Here is an 18,040-nt window from a genome sequence, read left to right as displayed (position 1 = left end):
TCCAGACAAAAAATCCGCCAATTGGCGGATTACGGGGGGGTTGAAAAGGAGTTGGATGCGCTGAGATTGAGCGCTCAGCGCAGCGCCGTGCCCCGATCCGGCTCGATGGCCTTCTCGCAGTGCCCGGGGTCAAGCCGATCCAGCAGCCGGCACAGCACGCAGGCCCAGCGCTTGCCTCGGCGTGCGGCTTTACCGGCGCGGCTGGAGATCGTCTCGTCCTCGTGCCCGCCAAACGCAGCGTTGGCGAGCTGGTCGTAGGACACCGCCAGCGTCCAGGCGCGGCGGGAACCGGTGACGATGGCCAGCAGCATCCACGCGGATGCCACCGCTGCGGCGACCTGACACAGCAGCCAGATCGCCAACAGCGACAGACGCTGTCCGATGGCGCGCTGCAGCGTCCGCATCACGCCAGCACCTCCTGCACGCGGGCCTCCGACAGCAATCCAACCGCCGCCAGCGCTTGCAAGCCGCCCACGGTCTGCGGGTCGTCCAGGTTGATTTCCTGCGCGAGCTTTAGCTTGTCCAGGAAAACCTCAATCAGCACGTTGGTCTTGGCCGCCGTGTACACAGCGGCCAGTTCCTCGTTCGTGAAGCGGTTGAGGAATTGCAACTTGGTCAAGACACGCGGAGACGACGGCTTGGTTGGTTGCTCCTGCGCCGCCTGCTGCTCGGCAATCGCGGCCAGCACCTCCTCGTCCGTCTTGCCGGGATAGGCGTCCACCACCTTGCCCGCCTCGACTCGGTAGCGGGCCGCCAGCCGCGACTGTTTGGTGGTCAATTTGATCCAGCCGGTCTCGGGTGTGTCGGTCTCAATCACCGCCACCGCGTCGTTGCGGATATCGAAATAGACACTCATACACTGACCTCCACGTAGAAGGGATAGGTGCCGCCGGTGTTGTAGCCGTTGGGAATGGGCAGCACGATTTGCGCCGGGGACACGGTGGCGGTTTGCACCGCACAGTCGTAGCCGTACACCGCACCGCTGCTGCCCGCGCTGTAGCTGCTCGACGCATTGAACGCCACCGCAAAACCCGACGCACCCCAGTGCAGCAGACTGCGACCGTCCGAGGTCTGGTTGTCGGCGTACATCACCCGGGCGCTGCTCGAGCGCTTGTTGACGGTGATGACCCCCAGGCCCGCGCCGTAGTAGTAGTACTGGCTGTAGAAGGCCACGGTGCTGCCATCGCGGGTCTGCATCACCTGCATCCCGGAACCCCGGGCGTTGTGCCGGCCATAGCTGGTTGTCACGCCAAAGGAAATGGCATTGACCAGGGCACCGAAGGTGGTGTCCCCAGTACGCGGCAAGCGCACCACATAAAGCGCAGTACCGGCGTTGAAGAAGCCGATGTAGACATCGCCGTTATCGGTGAGCACCGGCGTGGCCCCACCGACCGCTTCGGCATTGGCTGCCGGCGTCCAGCCCGACCAGGTGATCGCCACCTCGAGCGGCGTGATGGCCGACAGGATGGTCTCCAGGTTGCTGGTCTCGTCGAGCACCGGCAGATTGCGGTACAGCCGCAGCCACATCCCGCTGCTGGACGTGGCGGAACTGCCGCCCAGGATGACGATCTCGTTGCGGGTGCGGTTGTAGGACGCCGTGCCAAAGTAGCCGTTGGGCAACCCTGGGACGGTGAAGCGGCTGATCCAGCCCCGGACGCCGTTGGAAACCACCACCGTTTCCACCTCAGCGCGGCGGGTGAGATACAGGCGTCCATTCCAAAGCAGCAGCGTGAGGCTCCCGTCGGCCAGATCGCCATTGACGAAGGCATCGTTCGCTTCGGTCTTGGTCTCCACCCCGAAGGTCGGGCTGCGCTGGGGCAGCAGGATCGCGCCACGGTTGTCGAGGTTCCAGCGGTCGTGGCCGAACTCGCCGCAGCGGCCGGTGTAGTGGTCGTAATTGCTGTTGCTGGTGCTCGGCGCGGCAGTGGCTCCGCCGAAGTTGATGGCCTGTTGCAGCGCACCGTCGTAGTAGGTCGAGGTTCCACTGGTGTTGGCCGGTCCCGACCAAGCCCCGCCCAGCGCAAACACCGGGTCCAGCGAAATCCCCAACCCGGAGGGCTGGACGGTGCCGTAAGAGGCATAGGCACTGACCGAGATGGGCGTCATCGCGGGCGCAAGATTCGGGATCTGTCGCGCCGGCTTGAAGTCGCCATCAAGCAGCCGGTAGTAACTGCCCCCGCTGCCCCCGAAGTTGCACACGGCGTAACGCACATCGCTCACGGGGCCGTCACTGCGGCCGAGCGGATTGGATAGATACCGTCCCATTACGCGACCTCCTCGATGCCCCAGGCGTTGAAACAAACATCCGCCGTGCTCGCCTGCACGAACAAACGCTCACCAGCGGCCAGCGCAATCGCCGTGCGCTCGAGCACACTCGACGACGCCAGCGTCGCATCAAACTCGATCCAGCCGCTCCCAGGCGGTGCATCGCCGGTGCCGACAGCCACGCGCACACGCGCGTCCGCCTGCCCCGCATTGCAAGCAGACAGATTGACCGTAGCCGACCGCCCGGTCGGTACGGTGTAGAGCACAGCCGCCGTACCGGCAGCGGATTTGAGGGTTGCTAACAAGCCCATGGGTTGACTCCTTCAAGAGGGTTACATCTGCGCGTAGAAAAACGCCCGCGCGCCAAACACAAGCTGCTGCGTCACGCTGCCAGCAGCGGCCGCCACGTCGGCCAAGGCAGCCGCCTTGAAGGCATTGACCTCGGCGATGACGGCATCACGGTTGGCGTTGGCGGTATTGACCGCTGCGTCGCGCGCGGCATTGACCGTGTTGACGGCGCTGACCTTGGTGGCGTCGATCTCGGCCTGCGCGGCATTGCGCGTCGCCACGATGTAGCCCTCCGCCGCCTCCTTGGTGGCGGTCACCGACGCCTCGGCTGCCTCCTTGGTGGCGGTGATGCTGGCAATCGTCTGCGACTCGACCGATGCCGCGTGCTCGGTGATCTCGGCGATCTTGATGTCACCCATCTCCTCGACTTCGAGGACGGTCGCGCGCCCGCCAATGCGGTCAATCGCGGTACCGAGATAGGCCAGCTCCTCCGGTGTGGCGGTCTCCGCCGCCACTCCGATCTTGGTCTTGATCGCGCGCACTGCGTCGCGCAACAGGGGATCACGTGCCATGTGTGGCTCCTCGCTCAAAAGTCATACCCGTGCAAAGCGCGCAGACGCAGCCGATGCACGTAGCGGTCGGTGGCCGACTGCTCGGCCGCCAGGCCATCGATCGCACCAGACAAAAAGGTGCTCACACTCGAGTGCTGCTGCGCCGCCTCGGTGATGTCGGCGTCGATGCGGGTGATCGCCTCGCGCAGTCGATGCACGTCGTCCGACAGAAGATGTGTCGGGTGCGGCAGTGGATAGCCGCGCGGTGTGCGCTCCTGGGTCATCGCTCACCCCCATCAGGTGACGATGACGCGCAGGTTGCGCACGAAGGGCCGGTGCTGGGGATTGCCGGACAACGCCAGCTTCACGCGCGTGGTGCGGTCGGCACCGACGCCAACGAGGCTGCTGGCCTTGTAGGTGCGCTCGACCCAGCCGTTGCCCACTTCCACGCCCTTGTCCAGCGCCAGGTCTGTAAAACTGCCTGGCGTGCCGGACTCGGCCTGCACCGTGACACTGGACGTGCCGGGGGTGAGCGCATCGAAGGTGACGGACACATTGAAGGTGGCAGCAGCGGGAATGGCGCGCGACAGGTAGTCGCCTGCGGCTTCGAGCGTGCCGAACACCAGCTGGGTGCCCGGATACAAGATCGGACTGGCCGTCTCCGAACCCGTCAGCTTGGCCGACACCGCCAGGTTGCCGGAGAGCTTCTCGGTGAGCGCCAGTCCCTGGTCTTCCGACAGGGTGTAGATCCGCCCCTGGGGGTCGGTCGCCAGGAACTGCACATCGGTGCCGGCCGCAGGGCGTTCAACGCCGGCAAGTGCCATCAGATCCGACAGATTGGTCACCGTGTACTGGCCCAAACTGATCGTCTTGGACTGCTGCGTGAAGCGGCAACCCAAGAGTCGAAACGTCAGGTCCTGCGTCTGGTGCGGCGTCCAGGTGATGCCGTTGGAGGACGAGAGCAGTACCCCGATCTGGTAGGGCTGCGCCGTGACCCAGCCGGTGCGCGGGTCGTATTTGCCGAGCTCGGCCACCGACACGGCGTGGTTCGCATCGTCGGTGAGCACCACGATGGCGTACTCGCGGTTGGCCTCAAGTGCCACCGGATCGAGGGTGATCCGGGTCGGGTTGCCATCGGTCTTGATGTCAGCAGCCGCCAGGCGACCTTCAGTCAGCACGGTCGTGGTCGGGAGGCCCACTTGGGTTTCACGGATCTGCACGATCACTGGCGCAGCGCCGCCCTTGGTGGTGAACCACAACTCCAAGCCACCGATGGTGCGGCGCTCGGGCAACGTGAAGGTCTGCGCCAGTGGGTCCCAGCGACGCACTACCGTGGTCAGGATGCGACGACGGGTCTCCGTCACGATCTGACCCCGACCGACGTAGGTGGCGGAGCCGTAGCTGCCGCCGGCACCCAGGAATTCCACCAGCTTCGCACCGGCGGGGATGGCCTGCGGGATGCGGAAGCTGCCTGTGAGCAGACCGGCAGCATCGGCCGCCTTGCCGGAGGGCTGGCCGATCACGAGGCCGTCGAAGCGCAGTTGCGCCAGCGCCTCGTTCGGCCCAAAGCCCATGACGGTGTAGGCCACATCGATGCTGCGCAGAAACCGTGCCTCCTCACTCGAGGAGGCCAGCACCTGCTCCGAACGGCGAACCTCGACGACCTGCTCGAGCAAGCCGCTGCCGGTGATGAGCCGCTCGGTGACGTCCGAGGCCCAGGTGGTATTCGTCACCGTGAACTGGTCCACCGCCGGATTCAACGTCACCCGGGCCGGCACCGGCTCGAAGGCCTGGTAGGGGTTGATCTTCATCGACCCGGTACGGGCCAGCTGCTCGATCACCGGGGTCAGGGTGTAGTCCAACGTCAGCAGCGCATTACCGTTCTCCTTGGCGTGCTGCGCCGAAGCAGTGATCGGCAGCGTCAGCACCCCGGCCACAATGGCCCCGGTTTGCGCTGCACCATGGTCGCGCAGGTCATCGTCGAGGAAGTTGTCGACGAACAGCCCCTTCTTGACGGCGGGCTCACGGATATTGGCGTCGACCCGCAGCCGTTCGAGCGCCATCAGATCGTAGAGGTCCGCGATCTGGCGCTGCATCGCGGTCAGTTCCGCGACCTTGATGGTGCGAATCGCCACATTGCGCACGACCGGCTGCGAACCACTGCGCCAGTCGTAGGCAATCTCCGCCAGCGCCAGGCGCGAGGCCGGGACGGTGGGTGCGACGGGATTGCGCACTTGGCTGATGCCCTTGATGCGCTCGACCTGGCCATCGGCGGTGAGCGCCAGCACATCCACGCGCGGCAGCTTCCACTGGTAGTCGATGTACATCGTCGAGCCCTGTACGACGCCAGCCACTTTGAAGCCGGTGTCGGTCAATTCGGTCGGCGTGATGCTGGCGATGTACTGGTAGGTGACCTGGTAGCTCGATCCGGGAGCCGGCTCGGCACCCCCCGGGCTCCAGTCGATCTCATCGCCCACCACCTTGTAATCAGTGCCTTGCACGTAGGTCGTTCCACCCTGTTTGATCTCCAGCACCGCGACCACCGTCGGTTCGGTCAGCACATCGCGGCTACCGGTGAAGGCACCGTGCGCCACCGTTTCGGTCTTTTGTTGGGTGACCTTGATGTCGAGCACCTGGGCTAGCGGTGGCCGGTTGATGGTGACGACCATCGATCCATCGCCCGAATCATTGAAGACCTGCGGTTCCGAGGACACCCGCTGCAAATCCGGATCGATGGGCAGCCGCAGGCGCTGCGATTGGCTGCGCTCGACTTTGAAACCGTCGATGTTGGCCCGGCCTTCGGCGACCGAGAAGATGTGCTCTTGGGCATCGGTACTGAGGAATCGGACGCCCAGCCCTTCGGTGACGTAGTGGCCGTTGGCGTCATAGTCGTAGCGCGCCAGGCTCGCGATCACGCCATCGAGCACGGGCGGCTGGCGGCGGTTCTCGAGGATGCCATTGTCCAGCGCATAGACGGCGTGGAAGTCACCGGGCTGACCGTCACTGGTGCCCGCGCCTTCCCAGCCCCAGGCGATGGTCTCCTGCAGACGACCGGCCCCCGGCTCCTGGTAGTTGCGCACGCCGACGGCGGGCTCGCGTAGGTTGGGGTCTTCGAGTTCGGTGACGATGCGGGTGGTGAAGCGCACACCGACGGCCACGCGACCATCAACAGGCACTGTGAAAGTGGCGGCCGGCACATCGCGCACCGCGCCGCGCAGATAGACGCGACCCGCCTCCAGCGTTACTGCGCCGGTATCGGGATTGACCTGCAGATTGCAGCCGGACACGATGTCGCCATCCTTGAGTAAGGCATCGGCCACGCCTTGCAGGCGGTGGATCAGGGTCGTCTGGATCTCGTTGAGTTCTCGGGACTGCAGGCCATCGCCGGCGCGGAACAAGAGCTGGCTGTAATGCTTGGCCGGGTCAAACAGGTTGTAGTAACGCTCGATCATGGATGGCCTCGCTTAGAACGTGACGACGAATTCGAAGGTCTCGCGCGTCGAAGGCTGGCGCACGATGGGCACCGAGTTCTGCAGCACGAGCAAAATGCCCGGATCGGTGATCTGGGCGGGGATGAAAAACTTCTGCCCGATAGGCAAAGCGGGATCGGTCTGGGTGCCGACGAAGAGGCCTTGCTCGCGCACCACGCTGGTGGCGGCATCCTCGAAGTCGAAACGCACGCGGATGAACAGGTGGTTCGTGGGCTCGGTGACCAGCCGGTAGCGCCCAGTCGGCACGACGATCTCGCCTTCGGGGTCGGCCGTGACGAAATGCACCTCGTCCACCACCCGGCGGCCCACTTCGCGCAGCAGCGCCGTCTGGCCAATCGACTCGGGCGGGTGCGTGACCTTGAAGTGGACGGTGACGTCACCGCCTTCCGGGATGGTGCTGTCAGGCAGACGCCGGATCACGCCCTCACGGGCATTGGCGCTGTAGTCGATGTCGAGCGCGTATTCGGTCTGGTCATCGAGTGAGGTGACGCGGATGTCGGCCAGATGCTGGAAACCCAGCTCAATCACCCCAGCCTCATCAAACGGGGGGCTGATCGCGTTGGTGGTGTCCCACAAGGGGTCGCCCTCGCCCAAGGCGAGGTGCAGGGTCTGTTGTTTGATCGCGGCGGCAAGGGCCGCGCGACCGCTGGCAGTCAGGATGGCCATCGGGTGCTCCAGGAAATGAATGGGGTCAGAAAATCAGGACCGCGTGCTATGGGCGCTGCCGATCAGCTCGCGGGTATCGGTCCAGGTTGAACGTGGCCAGCGCACGCCGGTCCAGGTCTGGCCGCGCCAGGCAGCGCGGGTACTGGCCGTCGAGATCCGTGCCGGCTGCAGCACCGCCGAGACATAGGGCTCAGTGGCCTGAGACAGCAGGCGCAGCATCCTTGCCGCAGCGTCTTCAAAGTCATAGGGCAGTGGCGGCGTCAGTACCGATGTGCAAATTTGCATCTCGGTGAGTGGCCGCCATTCGATCTCAGCGGCCTCACCCAAAGTGAGATCACCCAGTCGGGCAACAGGCCGGGTGCGATAGATGGCCCGACGTGGGGTGCGGCTGTTCACATCGCCCAGCGTCACCTCGGAGAGCACTACTTGCGCCCGTTGGTACAGACGTGGGCGCAAACTCGCGGGGTCAGGCAGCGGCGCCTGGATCAGGCTGTACAGCCGTGTCAGGGACAGGACATCCCGGGCCGGCATGACATCGCCCAGGCGCAGTACGCCCAGCGCCGTATCGGCGCGGGCGCGCACGGTGGCGGTGGTTGTTGGTGATCGGCCCGGCGTGACTTCAACGACCGGGACCGCCAGCGCCGTCGGATGCTGGGCATAAAAGCGCTCCAGCACTTCCACTCGGCGCAGGCGATGATCCGATTCGGACAAGGTGCCCTTACCGAGTCCGAATTGTTCGCCGTGTTCCTGCCAGACAAACCTCGGCAGGTTGGCGTTGATGTCGCCCAAGGGCGTGCTGTCCGAGAGCACCACCATCGCTTTGCAAAACCTGCGCTCGGGTCGCACGCCGACGGGGTCGGGCACTCCCTGCGCATTGGCCAGCGTGAACAGGTGCGAATGCAGAATCTCCTCGTTGGGCGTATGGCCCGGATCACCAAGGGCCGAGAAGCTCAACAAGTAGCGATCCATCAGGCGCGCGATCGCAAAGCGCACGGCTTCCCGCGCGGGCGCCAGCACGATGTCGGGCGGCGGGTTCGCCAATTGGCGGACCCGGCCAAACGACAGCTTGGTCTGCCCATCCCGCCAGAACACGCCGCTGTGGTCCGACAGCAGCGCCTCGCCCAGCCGACTCTCATCGAGCACCAGACGGCGCAGATCCCAGCCGTGGTAGATGCGTGACAGGCGGCTTCTGGCCGGTGCCGACAACCGGGCGATGGCGATCAGGTTAGCGATGGCCCCATCGTCATCCAGCACCTGACCCGGATCGAACTGGAACTCCGCAAAGTGAATGCCGGGCGTTTCCTGCTCGACCGTGGCGGTCGCACCGATCCACGACAAGGCGGTCGTGAGCGCTGCCGGGGTACCGCGCAAGCGTTGCCAGCGGATGCCTTCGGCAATCGCCCGGCGAGGATCGGGCAGGTAGGGCAGCAGTTCGCCCAGTCCGTACTCCCAGATCAACCAGGGCAAAAGACTGTCGCTGGGGTCGGTCTTGAAGCCCTTGAGGGGCTCGGTCTCGCCGCCCAGTCGGGTCAACAGGTCGGTCGAGAGCGACAGCGAACGCTCCAGCGCCGTGGCATTGGGCGGCAGCAGGTGATCCGATGTCATGCGCCCTCCTGGGTAGAGAAACCCCAGGGCGGCGCGCTTACCGGTCTCTGCCCGCGAAGGTCAGCTGAACATCGGTCAGGCGCACCGCCTGGGTGCTGTGGATACGAATGTCCGCGTCCGGACTGAGCAGCGCGACCTTGTGGATACCGGCTTGCTGCAACTGCCCGATCAGCCAGGAGCGGGTCAGGTCCCAGCCGAGCACGGCGGCCTGGGCGAGCTCGCGGGTCAGACGCGAGGCCAACCCGTCGAACACCGCCATCGGGGTGTCGGGGTAGAGCCAGATTTGCGCCGAGACCGTCACCGGCACCAGGCTGACTGGCACCACTTCCACGGTATCGGTCAGCACCCGCACGTCGTCGCGCAGTACCGTGGCGCGCACCGTGTCCAGCAGCGCTTCCGGCACGGTGTCGCTGTGACCGGTGGGCAGTACGCTGATGCGCACCCGACCCGGCCCGGGGCTATCGACCGCCACATCGGCGACTTCCGGCGAGGCCGACAAGGCCCAGTAGCGGTAGTGGGCCGCACCGCCTGCGTTGGCAAAGCCCATGATGCGGGCGCGGATGCGCCGACGCAGCGGCTCGTCCTGTTCCTGCGGCAGACGGGAAACACCATAGAAGGCCCCGAGGTGCTCCAGGTCGTTGCCGACGGCAAAGGCCAGCAGGTTGGCCCGTGCCGCTTCGTTGATGCGGGCACGCAGCAGCAACTCGCGGTAGGCCGCCACCTCGATCAGCTTGATCGCCGGGTCGGAGGCCAGCAGCGCGCTGTACTGCGGATAGCGCGCCCGAAAGTCCTGCAGCATCTCGGCAAAGATGCGCTCAAAGCTCAACTCCTCGATGGACTGCGGCGGCGGCAGGCTCGCCAAGTCGGCGACAGTGACGGGATACGCGCTCACGACCGATCTCCTGCGATGCCGATGCCAGACAAGGTGACCAGGCGGTCGGCGAAGCCCTGCGGCCGCACTTCGCCCTCCAGCGTGAGCTCGACCCACCCTGCGCGCGCATCCGTCATGCGCACGCGCGTCAGCCGAAAGCGCGGCTCCCAGCGCGCCAGCGCTTCCGCCACCGCCGCATACAGTTCCACAGCGAGCCGCGGCGTGATCGGGCGGTCGATCAGGTCTGGGATGCGAGAGCCGTAGTCACGGCGCATCACGCGCGTGCCGATGCGGGTGGTCAGGATGTCGCGGAGGCTTTGGCGAAGATGGTCAAGATCAGAAAGCGGCTTACCTGTGGATGCATCCACTCCGATCATGTGAGGTCACCACAAAAGACGTTTGGAGATCCCTGCGCCACTGCTGATCCGCAGTCCACCGGATCGCCGATGCGGCCCACAGCCTTGCCCTCGGCATAAACGCTTGGGCTGCCGGCGGCCAAGCGGCCGCCATGCGGCGGACACACTGCGCAGCCGTGCAAATCCCACTCGTCCTTTTCCCGATGCACCGGGATGCCGTTGACGAACACCGTCGATGCCGCCGTGATGTTCGGCCGCGGCGGATAGCAGCCGTGCCCCGTGCACAGATCCCCCAATCGCGTCACGGCAGGCATGTCGCACTCCATCAGTTGAGATCGATGCGCGACGCCGTGATGCGGATGCCAGCGTCATCCATCTCGATCTTGCTGGGGCCAACCTCGATGACGATGCGCCCGCCGGATGGCACCGACAGGTGCCAGTGGTGCTGGCGGCGGTCGTACCGCACGAACGCGCCGTCGTTCCACACCGTGCAGCTGATGTCGGGGTCGTCCGCCGGCGGCGGATAGGCGTCGCGGTAGATCGACCCCACCACCACCGCCTGGTTGAGGTCGCCGCCGGGCGCGACCAGCACCACCTGCTCGCCCGGCTCGGGCGCGTGCCAGGTGCGGTCAGGCCCGGCGCGCACCGTGGCAAACGGCAGCCAGCCGGTCAGGATCGGCCCGGCGCGCACCCGCACCCGGGCCTTCTTCGCATCGAGCTCGGCCACCTGCCCGATAAGCACGACATTGCTCAGCCGTCGCTCGTCTTCGGTGAGGTCGTGATGCAGATGGCGTTCGCTCATGGCGTCGGCGGCGGATCGGTCAGCGGCACATAGTCCGGCTCATGCGGGATGCCGATCTTGGGCACCCAGCTGTAGAGCACGTGCAGCGGCAGGCGGCCTTCTTCTTCGATGGGCTTGGTCCAGTAGCTGACCTCAAAGGTCAGGCGCGCCGCCAGCACCGGTGTTTCGCCTTCGCCGTCTTGGTCGATCTCGATGCGCAACAGCCGCGTGCCTTCGACCAGGCGGCCCAGCGTCTCGTCCTGATCGAGGATCGCTTCGACCGCCTGCGCCAGCGTGTCCACATCGTCGGCGGCGGTCGCGCCACCGGCGACGATGTCGACCGCCACGTCCAACTTGCGGTAGCGCAAGCCCGGATCAGCGTGCGGCTGCTCTTCGATGCGCTCCTGCTGCGCGTAGATGAGGATCGCCGGCAAGCGGCCAGATGCCAGCGGCGTGGCGCGATGCACGTGGATGCGCTGCGGCGTGATGCGCGCATCGACCGCCGGCAAATGCGCTGCCAGGCGCTGCGCCACCGCTTCGCGGATCACAGTGCGTGGTGGCTTGCTCACGGCGACGCCCCGTCAAGATGCAGCAGCAGCCGCAAAAAGCCGCACCCGTCCGGGCGCACATCGACGATCAGATAGCGCTGCCCGCGCACCGTCACCGCATCGCCCTCGACCGGCGGCGGCGTGCAGTCGTCCTTCCAGACCTCCAGCAGCGGCTGCACCATCGACACCGGCTGCCCGCTGCTGACATCCACCGCCTCGTGCGCGGCGCTGAAAATGCCGCGCAGCGGCTGCGGATCGCCGGTTTCGCGGTGCAGCAGCACCGGCTCGGCAAATGTCGACCGCACGGCGTCGGCGACCAGCCGCTGCGCGCGCGCAAACGGCGTCATCACCATCCGTTGCTGGAGAAGAGCCGCACGGTCAAGGCCGGGCGCTTGACGATCGGCAGCGGGTTGGACTGGGTGTAGATGTCGATGCCGCTGCCGTCCTGCCGCGGCACCTGGTACGCATAAAGCTCCTGACCGTAGGTGCCCACGGCTTCCATCAGGTTGGCCGGCGCGAAGTAGGTGCGGAAGGTGTCCAGCGTGCCGAGCGGGAACGCCACGCCCTCGCGCGCCGGGATCAGGCGCTCGGTCGTGCCGTTGGCCAGCGTCACGGTGCCGAAGTACTCCTCGAAGACGATGGAGCCAAAGCGAAAGCCCCGGCGCACATCGTCTCTGAGCGGGTTGGCGCCGGCCGTGCCCTGGTGGAAGGCGTAGGCATCCTTGACGCTCTTGTGCTTGACCAAGGCGTCGAAGAACTCGGGGCTCACAAGCGCATGGATGCCGCTCATGGTCTCGCCTTTGAGATGCTCTTCGATGTGGCGCGCCACCTGGGTGCAGCGGGTGATGATGTCTTCGTTGCCGCCAAAGGTGAAGTCGAACTGCGCGCGCGCGATGCCGAACTCGGCGTGCCAGTCGTAGATCGTCTGGCCCGCGCCGTCCTTGGTCACGCCCAGCAGCGCGTTGACGCGCATGTACTCCAGCGTCTGCGCGTGCTTGGCGCGCATGCGCGCGAGCTTGCGCGTCATCACGGTCACCAGCGGGTCTTCATTGGCTGCCGCGCCAAAGCCGCGCACGCCTTGCACTTCCGCCGGAAGAATCACGTCGTTGTGCGGGATGTGCGGTACGACAAACGAACGCAGCGTGCGCTGCTCGCTCGTGCCCACGGTGGCCGGCGCGCCGGGCTGCACAGACGGCAGCAAGCGAAGCTCGCCGTCGACCGACTCGATGACCACGGTGCGCTGCGAGATTGGCTCGGACGCAAACAAACCCAGCTCGCCCACGCGGCCGTAGCGATTGGGCAGCTGCTGGATGGCCGCCGTCATCTCGGCCAGGGTAAAGCCGCTCCCAGCAAACGGATTGACGATCACAGTCATGGAAAATCTCCTCTCAAACGGCTGTACGCACCACGATGCCGTAGGCAGCCAGCTGCTCGCGCTTGGCGGCGCGCTGCGCATCGGTGTCCACCGACGCATCAAAGACCAGGGCTTGATCGGCCACGATGGCTGGGCCGCGCACCAGGGCCAAGGCCTTGGTGTCCGTCGTGCTCTCAGCGACCGGCTCCAGCAGCACGGCGCAGGCGATCTCCGCGCCTTCAAGGCCGGTGGTCGATGCCGCGGGCGAGAAGGCATAGACGCCGGTGGCGGTGATGCGACCGAGCACGGCACCCAACGGATAGGCGGCACCCGCCTTCAGGGTCACCGTCTCGCGGGTGTAGTCCGGGTCGTACTCGCGCTTGAGCACATCGCCCAGCGTCGGCTCAGATGTCAGCGTGCTCATTGATTACCTCCGTAAGCTTTGGCCGCCTTGACCAGTGGGCTGTCGGCGACGGATGGGGACGATGCCGACGCGAGGGCGACGGCGACGATGTCGGCTGCCGCATCGCGCGCGGCCGCCTGCTCCAGCACCGTGCGGCGCAGCGCATCGGGCTTGATACCTTGGGCCAGCGCCTGCGCCGGATCGACCGTCACGCCAAGGCGCTTGGCCTGGGCGGCGATCTCGTTCAGTTCGGCCAGTTCGGCGCGCAGCCGCTGCTCGATCTGCGCAGCCAGCGCAGCTGTATCGGGCGCGGCCGCCTGCGCGGCCGCAGCGTTTGCGTCAACGCTGACCTCGGCGGCCAGCGCATCGGGGGCGTCATCGTGCATGGTCATCTCCTTGCAAGAGTGGGAAAGTCGGGGCGCAGAGCGATCGGCGCTCGCGCGCCGCGCCAGGCGCTGCTGCAGCGCCGCCAGCGCGTCATCGAGCGTGCCGATGCGGTCGGCCAGCCCCGCCTGCAGGGCGGCTTGGCCTCGGTAGATGCGCGCTTGCGTGGCGCGCACCGCCTGCGCATCGAGCCGCCGGTGTGATGCCACCAGCTCGACAAACTGGTCGTAGAGGCGGTCGATGTCGGCTTGGATGTCGGCTGCCACCTCTGCGGGCAGCGGCGCGTGCGGGTGGCCGTCGATCTTGTGCTCGCCTGCGTGCAGCAGGGTGTACGACAGCCCGGCCTGGGCGTCCGCGCCCGACTGGTCCACGTGCGCCGCCACCACGCCGATGGAGCCCGCCTCGGCGGTGCGGGTCAGCCACAGCTGCTCAGCGGCAGACGCGATGGCGTAGGCTGCTGAGAGCGCTGCCTCGTCGGCGATGGCCCACAGCGGCTTGCCGGACGCTTTGGACAAGGCACGCAGACGCAGCGCCAGGTCGAAAACGCCGCCCGCCTCGCCGCCGCTGGAGTCCACCTCCAGCAGCACCGCGCGCACCTGCGGGTCGGCAAAGGCGTCTTCGGCCATCGCCTGGATCGCGTGGTAGCTCATCAGGCCACTGGTCGCGTCCAGGTACGCCGAGCGCCGCACCAGCGTCCCCAGCACCGGCACGATGGCGATACCGTCGACGATTTGCAGCGCGGGTGGTCTCGGCTGCGCCGACTCGGTCGTCGGCATCGCCAGCGGCTGCCCGGCGAGCTTGCGCGCCATCACGCCCAGGATCACATCGAGCTTGGGGCGCGCGATCAGAAGCGGCGTCCCGTACAGGCGGGACGCCAGGTGGGGCAGATCGGTCATGGTCAGTCAGGCTCGGGTTGATCGACAGGGACTGGCGCAGCCCGACGCTGAAACCACAGTCCAAGGTCGCGCTCGCGCTGCCGATCGGCGGCGATCTCGGCGTCGACCTGCGAGGCGTCATAGCCGCGCTCGGCAATCGCCTGCGTGCGGGACTTGAGCCCAGCCTCGATGGCCTCGATCTCGGCGCGGATGTCTTTGAGCGGATCGACCCAGTCCCAGCGCGGCGGCAGCCAGTTGCACGCCAGATACTCGGCGCGCCGGCGCTCGTAGTCCGGCAGCGTCAGCGCGCCAGACAGCACCGCCGTGTCCATCCAGCGCGCCCACACCGCGCGGCACAGCTGGTACACCAGCACCGAGTGCTGGAAGGCCTCGATGCGGCGGCGAAACTCCAGCAGCGCCGCTCGGGTGTTGGAGTAGTTGGCCTTGAGCATGTCCGCCGACAGGTTGGCGTAGGGCAGCCCCAAGGCGGCGGCCACCTGCAAGAGCGTTCGGTATTGGAATGCCTCGTAGTTGCCGCCCACATCAGCCGGGTTGGAAAAGGTGATGTCTTCGCCCTCATCCAGGATTTGCAATTGGCCCGGCTCCAGCGGCAACAGCGGCTCGTCTTGCGCGTCGCGCTCGCCGCTGTTGTCAAAGTCCCGCTCGGGTCGGCGCACGAAGCCCACGAACATCGCCGCGACCTTCTTGCGGTCAAGCTCGGCGTCGTCGTACTGGTCGAGCAAAAACAGCTTGACCAAAGCCGGCGCGAAGCGCGAGACCCCGCGCAGCTGCCCGGCGTCCACCGGGTCGATGATGTGCAGCACCATCTCGGCGGGCACGCGCACCGTCTCGCCGGCCAAGCCTGGATCGGTGATGTCTCCAGGGTGGCGGCGCAGAAAGTGATACGCCACGCGACGGCCGATGCGGTCGAACTCGATGCCCTGCCGCACCACGTGGCCGTTGTCGAGCACGCGGTTGTCGGTCAGCGGCAGCATCTCGGATGGCAGCATCTGCAGCTGCAGCGGCACGCTCAGGCCATCTTCGGGCCGGCGCTGCCGTAGCCGGAAAAACACTTCGCCAGCGATAAACAGCTCGCGCGCAGCACGGCGCTGCTGGCCGTAGAAGTCGGTCAGCCATTCGGCATCCGACTCGTCCGTCCAGCGCAGCCACAGGCGCTGCACCCGATCCTTGAGCGCGGCATCGGCGATGGCCGACGAGGGCTTGATGCCGGTGCCCACGGCATTGCTCGCCCACGACTCCACCGCATTGGCCGCGTAGCCGTTGTTGCGGATCAGGTAGCGCGCGCGCGCGGTCATGTCCGCGCCGGAGGACTGGATCAGGGTGTTGACGTGCGCGCGGCTGGCCTGAAACATCTTCAGGCGGCGCGACGACAAGCCGCCCTCGAAGCCGCCGACCATCGCGCCGACGCGCAACACCTGCCGCCCCAGCCGCTGACGCCACTGTTGCCACACGCCCATCACAACCCCTTGCTCGCGTAGACGCGGATACGCCGCGCCGGGCGGCGGCCTTCGGCGTTGGCGACCTCGCGCTCCAAATCTTGGAGCGCCGCCTGCAGCTCGGCGTCCGACTTGTAGGTCAGCCACTTGTCGCCGGCTTTGACGGTCAGCATCCCGCTGTAGCGCGCTGCTCGCAGCGCATCAAGCTGTGCCTTGAGCTCTTCTATGGTCATCTCACATAACCCGACGAAATCGCCATGCGCCGACGGCGCGGGCTGGCGGTCATGGGCACAGTCACCGGTGTGGCGTTGCTGGCAGACTTGCGATTGACGGGCGCGGGAGGCAGCGCCTCGACCCGCTTGTTCAGGTTCAGGCCCATCGACAGCAGGCCGTGCAGCGCGGCATAGGCGTACACCCGGCAGTCCAGCGCTTCATTCCTGCGACCATCGGGCTTCCACCAGAAGCGTTGCGGGAAGCCCTTCACATACCGGGTGCGAATCCGCTCAGCGGTCAGCTGCTCGAAATACTGCGCATCCCGATCCATCGGAAAGTGCATCGCCCCTGGGCCTGAGCCTGTCTTCTTCAACCGGGCGTAGATCGCTTCCTTGGCGGCATCGACGCCGACCGTGAACAGATTGACTTTGCCCTTGTTGGCCTTGCTCGGTCGCTTGGGCCAGATCGGCCGTTTGCCTGAACCGCCCTTGATCGCCCAGATGCGTTTCCTCTCGCGGCCCTTGCAGAATGCGTAGGCCGCCAGGGTGTGGTGACCACCAGTGTCGAGGCAAGCAGCTTCGATGGTCAGGCCGTTGGCCAGGGTCTCGTGCTCGAAACGATTGCCGAGGTAAGCATCCAGTTGCGACCAGGTGTCCGGTGCCGACGGGTCGCCCCACAGCACCTTGTAGTCGATGGACCAGGACTCCTCGTCTCGGCCCCAGCCGACCACTTCCAGTTCCAGTCGGTCGTCCTGCACGTCGATACCGCAGGTGAGCAGTGCCACCTCAGCCGGAATCGCAGGCCCGTAGGCTTCACGACGTTCCATCAGGCCCTCCGCATCCAAGGTCTCTCCCTCCCGGTCTTCCCAGGTCTCGGCCAGTTTGGTGTTGACCCAGACCTTGAGCCGCACCGGGTCGTCCTTGGCAGCGTGGTGCTCCTGGGCGATCTCACCCCAGGTCAGCCACGGGCTGTACAGGCTCGACAGATGAAATCCCACCGTTTTGCCATCGCCCTCGGCCTTAGCCGTCCAACGACCGTTGGCCAGCAGTGCCGGCTTGCGGTACTCGGGATGAATGCCGTCGCAGGCCGGGCAGTGCCAGGCGGCGTCCGCCATCTTGCCGGTCGGCCACTTGATGTCCCGCCATTGGATCTGGCTGTGCGCCCCACAGTGATCGCAGGGCACCTCGAACACCCGCTGGTCCGACTCCAGGTAGGCCGCCTCGATGCGCGAGAAGCCTTTGAGCGTCGGCGTTGAGCACAGATAGACCTTGCGATTGACGAAGGTGGCAGCGCGCTGCACGGCGAGCGCCACCGGATCGCCCTCGCCATCGGCATCCCCTGGATAGCCGTCGACCTCATCCAGAAACAGGTAACGCACCGGCATCGAGCGCAGGCCCACCGCCGAATTGGCGCCGGTCATGATCAGCACGCCACCGGGGAATTCCTTCATCAGCTGGGTGTTGCCCGAATCGCGGCTGCGGGGGTCTTTGACCCGGCTGGCCAGTTCAGGGCTGGCTTCGATCAGCGCATCGACGCGCTGCTTGGAGACGCGCTTGGCGCCTTCCACCGTGGGCTGCACCAGCAACATCGGCCCCGGGGCGTGGTGGATGACGTAGCCGACCCAGTTGAGTCCGCATTCGGTTTTACCCACCTGCCCTCCGGCCATGAACACAACACGCTCGATGCGCGAGGTGGCCGACAGCGCCTCCATCACCTCCTTGAGATACGGCGTGCGGCTGGTCGACCAGCGGCCGGGTTCGGCTGAGGCGACCGACGAGAGCATCCGGTGCCGGTTGGCCCAGTCATCGACGGTGAGGATGGGGTCGGGCGCGAGGCCCCGTTTCCAGGCCGATTCAACAGCCGATTCAGCAGTGTCGAACACAAGCCACTCCGATGCGAAATAGATAGGCCGAACGCTTGGCTTTCTGCTTG

At 66.3% G+C, this 18,040-nt stretch carries 21 protein-coding genes; all 21 read right to left on the bottom strand.

The features are described from left to right. Positions 1-74: 74 nt before the first annotated feature. From ACAty_RS00690 to ACAty_RS00590, 21 genes are read right to left on the bottom strand one after another with little or no spacing between them, the layout of a single operon-like run. Positions 75-404, bottom strand: a complete 330-nt coding sequence (locus ACAty_RS00690; protein WP_226824401.1) for a hypothetical protein — start codon at positions 402-404, stop codon at positions 75-77. After that, positions 404-856: a hypothetical protein gene (locus ACAty_RS00685; protein WP_004869944.1), complete on the bottom strand. Its 453-nt coding sequence runs from the start codon at positions 854-856 to the stop codon at positions 404-406. The genes ACAty_RS00690 and ACAty_RS00685 overlap by 1 nt, the downstream gene beginning before the upstream one ends. After that, positions 853-2,265 carry a hypothetical protein gene (locus ACAty_RS00680; protein WP_004869942.1) on the bottom strand — a complete coding sequence of 471 codons (1,413 nt, stop codon included), beginning with the start codon at positions 2,263-2,265 and terminating at the stop codon, positions 853-855. Before ACAty_RS00680 ends, ACAty_RS00685 begins: the two co-directional genes overlap by 4 nt. Beyond that, on the bottom strand, positions 2,265-2,576 hold the full coding sequence (locus tag ACAty_RS00675) for a hypothetical protein (protein ID WP_004869941.1): 312 nt from the start codon (positions 2,574-2,576) through the stop codon (positions 2,265-2,267). Before ACAty_RS00675 ends, ACAty_RS00680 begins: the two co-directional genes overlap by 1 nt. A gap of 21 nt (positions 2,577-2,597) precedes the next feature. Next, positions 2,598-3,125 carry a hypothetical protein gene (locus ACAty_RS14750; protein ID WP_004869939.1) on the bottom strand — a complete coding sequence of 176 codons (528 nt, stop codon included), beginning with the start codon at positions 3,123-3,125 and terminating at the stop codon, positions 2,598-2,600. Positions 3,126-3,139: 14 nt separating this feature from the next. Beyond that, the gene (locus ACAty_RS00665) at positions 3,140-3,388 is read right to left on the bottom strand and encodes a hypothetical protein (RefSeq protein WP_004869938.1); all 249 of its coding nucleotides are present in this window, start codon (positions 3,386-3,388) and stop codon (positions 3,140-3,142) included. A 12-nt stretch (positions 3,389-3,400) separates the two neighbouring features. Next, entirely contained in the window at positions 3,401-6,556 is a 3,156-nt protein-coding gene (locus ACAty_RS14745) for a DUF4815 domain-containing protein (protein ID WP_004869937.1), read from the bottom strand. Between the two features lie 12 nt (positions 6,557-6,568). Beyond that, positions 6,569-7,261, bottom strand: a complete 693-nt coding sequence (locus ACAty_RS00655) for a hypothetical protein (RefSeq protein ID WP_004869934.1) — start codon at positions 7,259-7,261, stop codon at positions 6,569-6,571. A gap of 33 nt (positions 7,262-7,294) precedes the next feature. Next, the gene (locus ACAty_RS14740; RefSeq protein ID WP_004869932.1) at positions 7,295-8,866 is read right to left on the bottom strand and encodes a phage tail protein; all 1,572 of its coding nucleotides are present in this window, start codon (positions 8,864-8,866) and stop codon (positions 7,295-7,297) included. Positions 8,867-8,903: 37 nt separating this feature from the next. Next, complete coding sequence (locus ACAty_RS00645) at positions 8,904-9,758, bottom strand: baseplate assembly protein (protein WP_004869930.1); 855 nt, start codon at positions 9,756-9,758, stop codon at positions 8,904-8,906. Beyond that, a complete protein-coding gene (locus ACAty_RS00640; protein WP_038471377.1) occupies positions 9,755-10,114 on the bottom strand; it encodes a GPW/gp25 family protein in 360 nt (119 codons plus the stop codon). Before ACAty_RS00640 ends, ACAty_RS00645 begins: the two co-directional genes overlap by 4 nt. Further along, positions 10,111-10,407, bottom strand: coding sequence for a PAAR domain-containing protein (locus tag ACAty_RS00635; RefSeq protein WP_004869926.1), 297 nt, complete (start codon positions 10,405-10,407; stop codon positions 10,111-10,113). The genes ACAty_RS00640 and ACAty_RS00635 overlap by 4 nt, the downstream gene beginning before the upstream one ends. A gap of 11 nt (positions 10,408-10,418) precedes the next feature. After that, the gene (locus ACAty_RS00630; protein ID WP_004869923.1) at positions 10,419-10,895 is read right to left on the bottom strand and encodes a phage baseplate assembly protein V; all 477 of its coding nucleotides are present in this window, start codon (positions 10,893-10,895) and stop codon (positions 10,419-10,421) included. Next, entirely contained in the window at positions 10,892-11,443 is a 552-nt protein-coding gene (locus tag ACAty_RS00625; protein ID WP_038471373.1) for a hypothetical protein, read from the bottom strand. Before ACAty_RS00625 ends, ACAty_RS00630 begins: the two co-directional genes overlap by 4 nt. Beyond that, positions 11,440-11,775 carry a head-tail joining protein gene (locus ACAty_RS00620; protein WP_153801792.1) on the bottom strand — a complete coding sequence of 112 codons (336 nt, stop codon included), beginning with the start codon at positions 11,773-11,775 and terminating at the stop codon, positions 11,440-11,442. Before ACAty_RS00620 ends, ACAty_RS00625 begins: the two co-directional genes overlap by 4 nt. Continuing rightward, positions 11,769-12,797 carry a major capsid protein gene (locus ACAty_RS00615; RefSeq protein WP_004869918.1) on the bottom strand — a complete coding sequence of 343 codons (1,029 nt, stop codon included), beginning with the start codon at positions 12,795-12,797 and terminating at the stop codon, positions 11,769-11,771. The genes ACAty_RS00620 and ACAty_RS00615 overlap by 7 nt, the downstream gene beginning before the upstream one ends. 13 nt (positions 12,798-12,810) lie before the next feature. Beyond that, positions 12,811-13,200, bottom strand: coding sequence for a head decoration protein (locus ACAty_RS00610; protein WP_004869916.1), 390 nt, complete (start codon positions 13,198-13,200; stop codon positions 12,811-12,813). Continuing rightward, positions 13,197-14,459: a S49 family peptidase gene (locus tag ACAty_RS00605; RefSeq protein WP_004869915.1), complete on the bottom strand. Its 1,263-nt coding sequence runs from the start codon at positions 14,457-14,459 to the stop codon at positions 13,197-13,199. The genes ACAty_RS00610 and ACAty_RS00605 overlap by 4 nt, the downstream gene beginning before the upstream one ends. A 2-nt stretch (positions 14,460-14,461) precedes the next feature. Next, on the bottom strand, positions 14,462-15,916 hold the full coding sequence (locus ACAty_RS00600; RefSeq protein WP_004869912.1) for a phage portal protein: 1,455 nt from the start codon (positions 15,914-15,916) through the stop codon (positions 14,462-14,464). Continuing rightward, positions 15,916-16,128, bottom strand: coding sequence for a phage head-tail joining protein (locus tag ACAty_RS00595; RefSeq protein ID WP_004869909.1), 213 nt, complete (start codon positions 16,126-16,128; stop codon positions 15,916-15,918). Before ACAty_RS00595 ends, ACAty_RS00600 begins: the two co-directional genes overlap by 1 nt. Next, the gene (locus ACAty_RS00590) at positions 16,125-17,990 is read right to left on the bottom strand and encodes a phage terminase large subunit family protein (RefSeq protein WP_038471368.1); all 1,866 of its coding nucleotides are present in this window, start codon (positions 17,988-17,990) and stop codon (positions 16,125-16,127) included. The genes ACAty_RS00595 and ACAty_RS00590 overlap by 4 nt, the downstream gene beginning before the upstream one ends. Positions 17,991-18,040: the final 50 nt, after the last annotated feature.

The organism is Acidithiobacillus caldus ATCC 51756, assembly GCF_000175575.2.
GTDB lineage: Bacteria > Pseudomonadota > Gammaproteobacteria > Acidithiobacillales > Acidithiobacillaceae > Acidithiobacillus_A > Acidithiobacillus_A caldus.
Note: the sequence above shows the minus strand (reverse complement) of the source record. Positions and strands in the feature narration are given on the sequence as shown.

Bases quoted from the DNA above. Each gene is read 5' to 3' on its own strand.
- ACAty_RS00690 (WP_226824401.1), bottom strand. From the start codon at position 404: ATGCGGACGCTGCAGCGCGCCATCGGACAGCGTCTGTCGCTGTTGGCG.
- ACAty_RS00685 (WP_004869944.1), bottom strand. From the start codon at position 856: ATGAGTGTCTATTTCGATATCCGCAACGACGCGGTGGCGGTGATTGAG.
- ACAty_RS00680 (WP_004869942.1), bottom strand. From the start codon at position 2,265: ATGGGACGGTATCTATCCAATCCGCTCGGCCGCAGTGACGGCCCCGTG.
- ACAty_RS00675 (WP_004869941.1), bottom strand. From the start codon at position 2,576: ATGGGCTTGTTAGCAACCCTCAAATCCGCTGCCGGTACGGCGGCTGTG.
- ACAty_RS14750 (WP_004869939.1), bottom strand. From the start codon at position 3,125: ATGGCACGTGATCCCCTGTTGCGCGACGCAGTGCGCGCGATCAAGACC.
- ACAty_RS00665 (WP_004869938.1), bottom strand. From the start codon at position 3,388: ATGACCCAGGAGCGCACACCGCGCGGCTATCCACTGCCGCACCCGACA.
- ACAty_RS14745 (WP_004869937.1), bottom strand. From the start codon at position 6,556: ATGATCGAGCGTTACTACAACCTGTTTGACCCGGCCAAGCATTACAGC.
- ACAty_RS00655 (WP_004869934.1), bottom strand. From the start codon at position 7,261: ATGGCCATCCTGACTGCCAGCGGTCGCGCGGCCCTTGCCGCCGCGATC.
- ACAty_RS14740 (WP_004869932.1), bottom strand. From the start codon at position 8,866: ATGACATCGGATCACCTGCTGCCGCCCAATGCCACGGCGCTGGAGCGT.
- ACAty_RS00640 (WP_038471377.1), bottom strand. From the start codon at position 10,114: ATGATCGGAGTGGATGCATCCACAGGTAAGCCGCTTTCTGATCTTGAC.
- ACAty_RS00635 (WP_004869926.1), bottom strand. From the start codon at position 10,407: ATGCCTGCCGTGACGCGATTGGGGGATCTGTGCACGGGGCACGGCTGC.
- ACAty_RS00630 (WP_004869923.1), bottom strand. From the start codon at position 10,895: ATGAGCGAACGCCATCTGCATCACGACCTCACCGAAGACGAGCGACGG.
- ACAty_RS00620 (WP_153801792.1), bottom strand. From the start codon at position 11,775: ATGGTGATGACGCCGTTTGCGCGCGCGCAGCGGCTGGTCGCCGACGCC.
- ACAty_RS00615 (WP_004869918.1), bottom strand. From the start codon at position 12,797: ATGACTGTGATCGTCAATCCGTTTGCTGGGAGCGGCTTTACCCTGGCC.
- ACAty_RS00610 (WP_004869916.1), bottom strand. From the start codon at position 13,200: ATGAGCACGCTGACATCTGAGCCGACGCTGGGCGATGTGCTCAAGCGC.
- ACAty_RS00605 (WP_004869915.1), bottom strand. From the start codon at position 14,459: ATGACCGATCTGCCCCACCTGGCGTCCCGCCTGTACGGGACGCCGCTT.
- ACAty_RS00600 (WP_004869912.1), bottom strand. From the start codon at position 15,916: ATGGGCGTGTGGCAACAGTGGCGTCAGCGGCTGGGGCGGCAGGTGTTG.
- ACAty_RS00595 (WP_004869909.1), bottom strand. From the start codon at position 16,128: ATGACCATAGAAGAGCTCAAGGCACAGCTTGATGCGCTGCGAGCAGCG.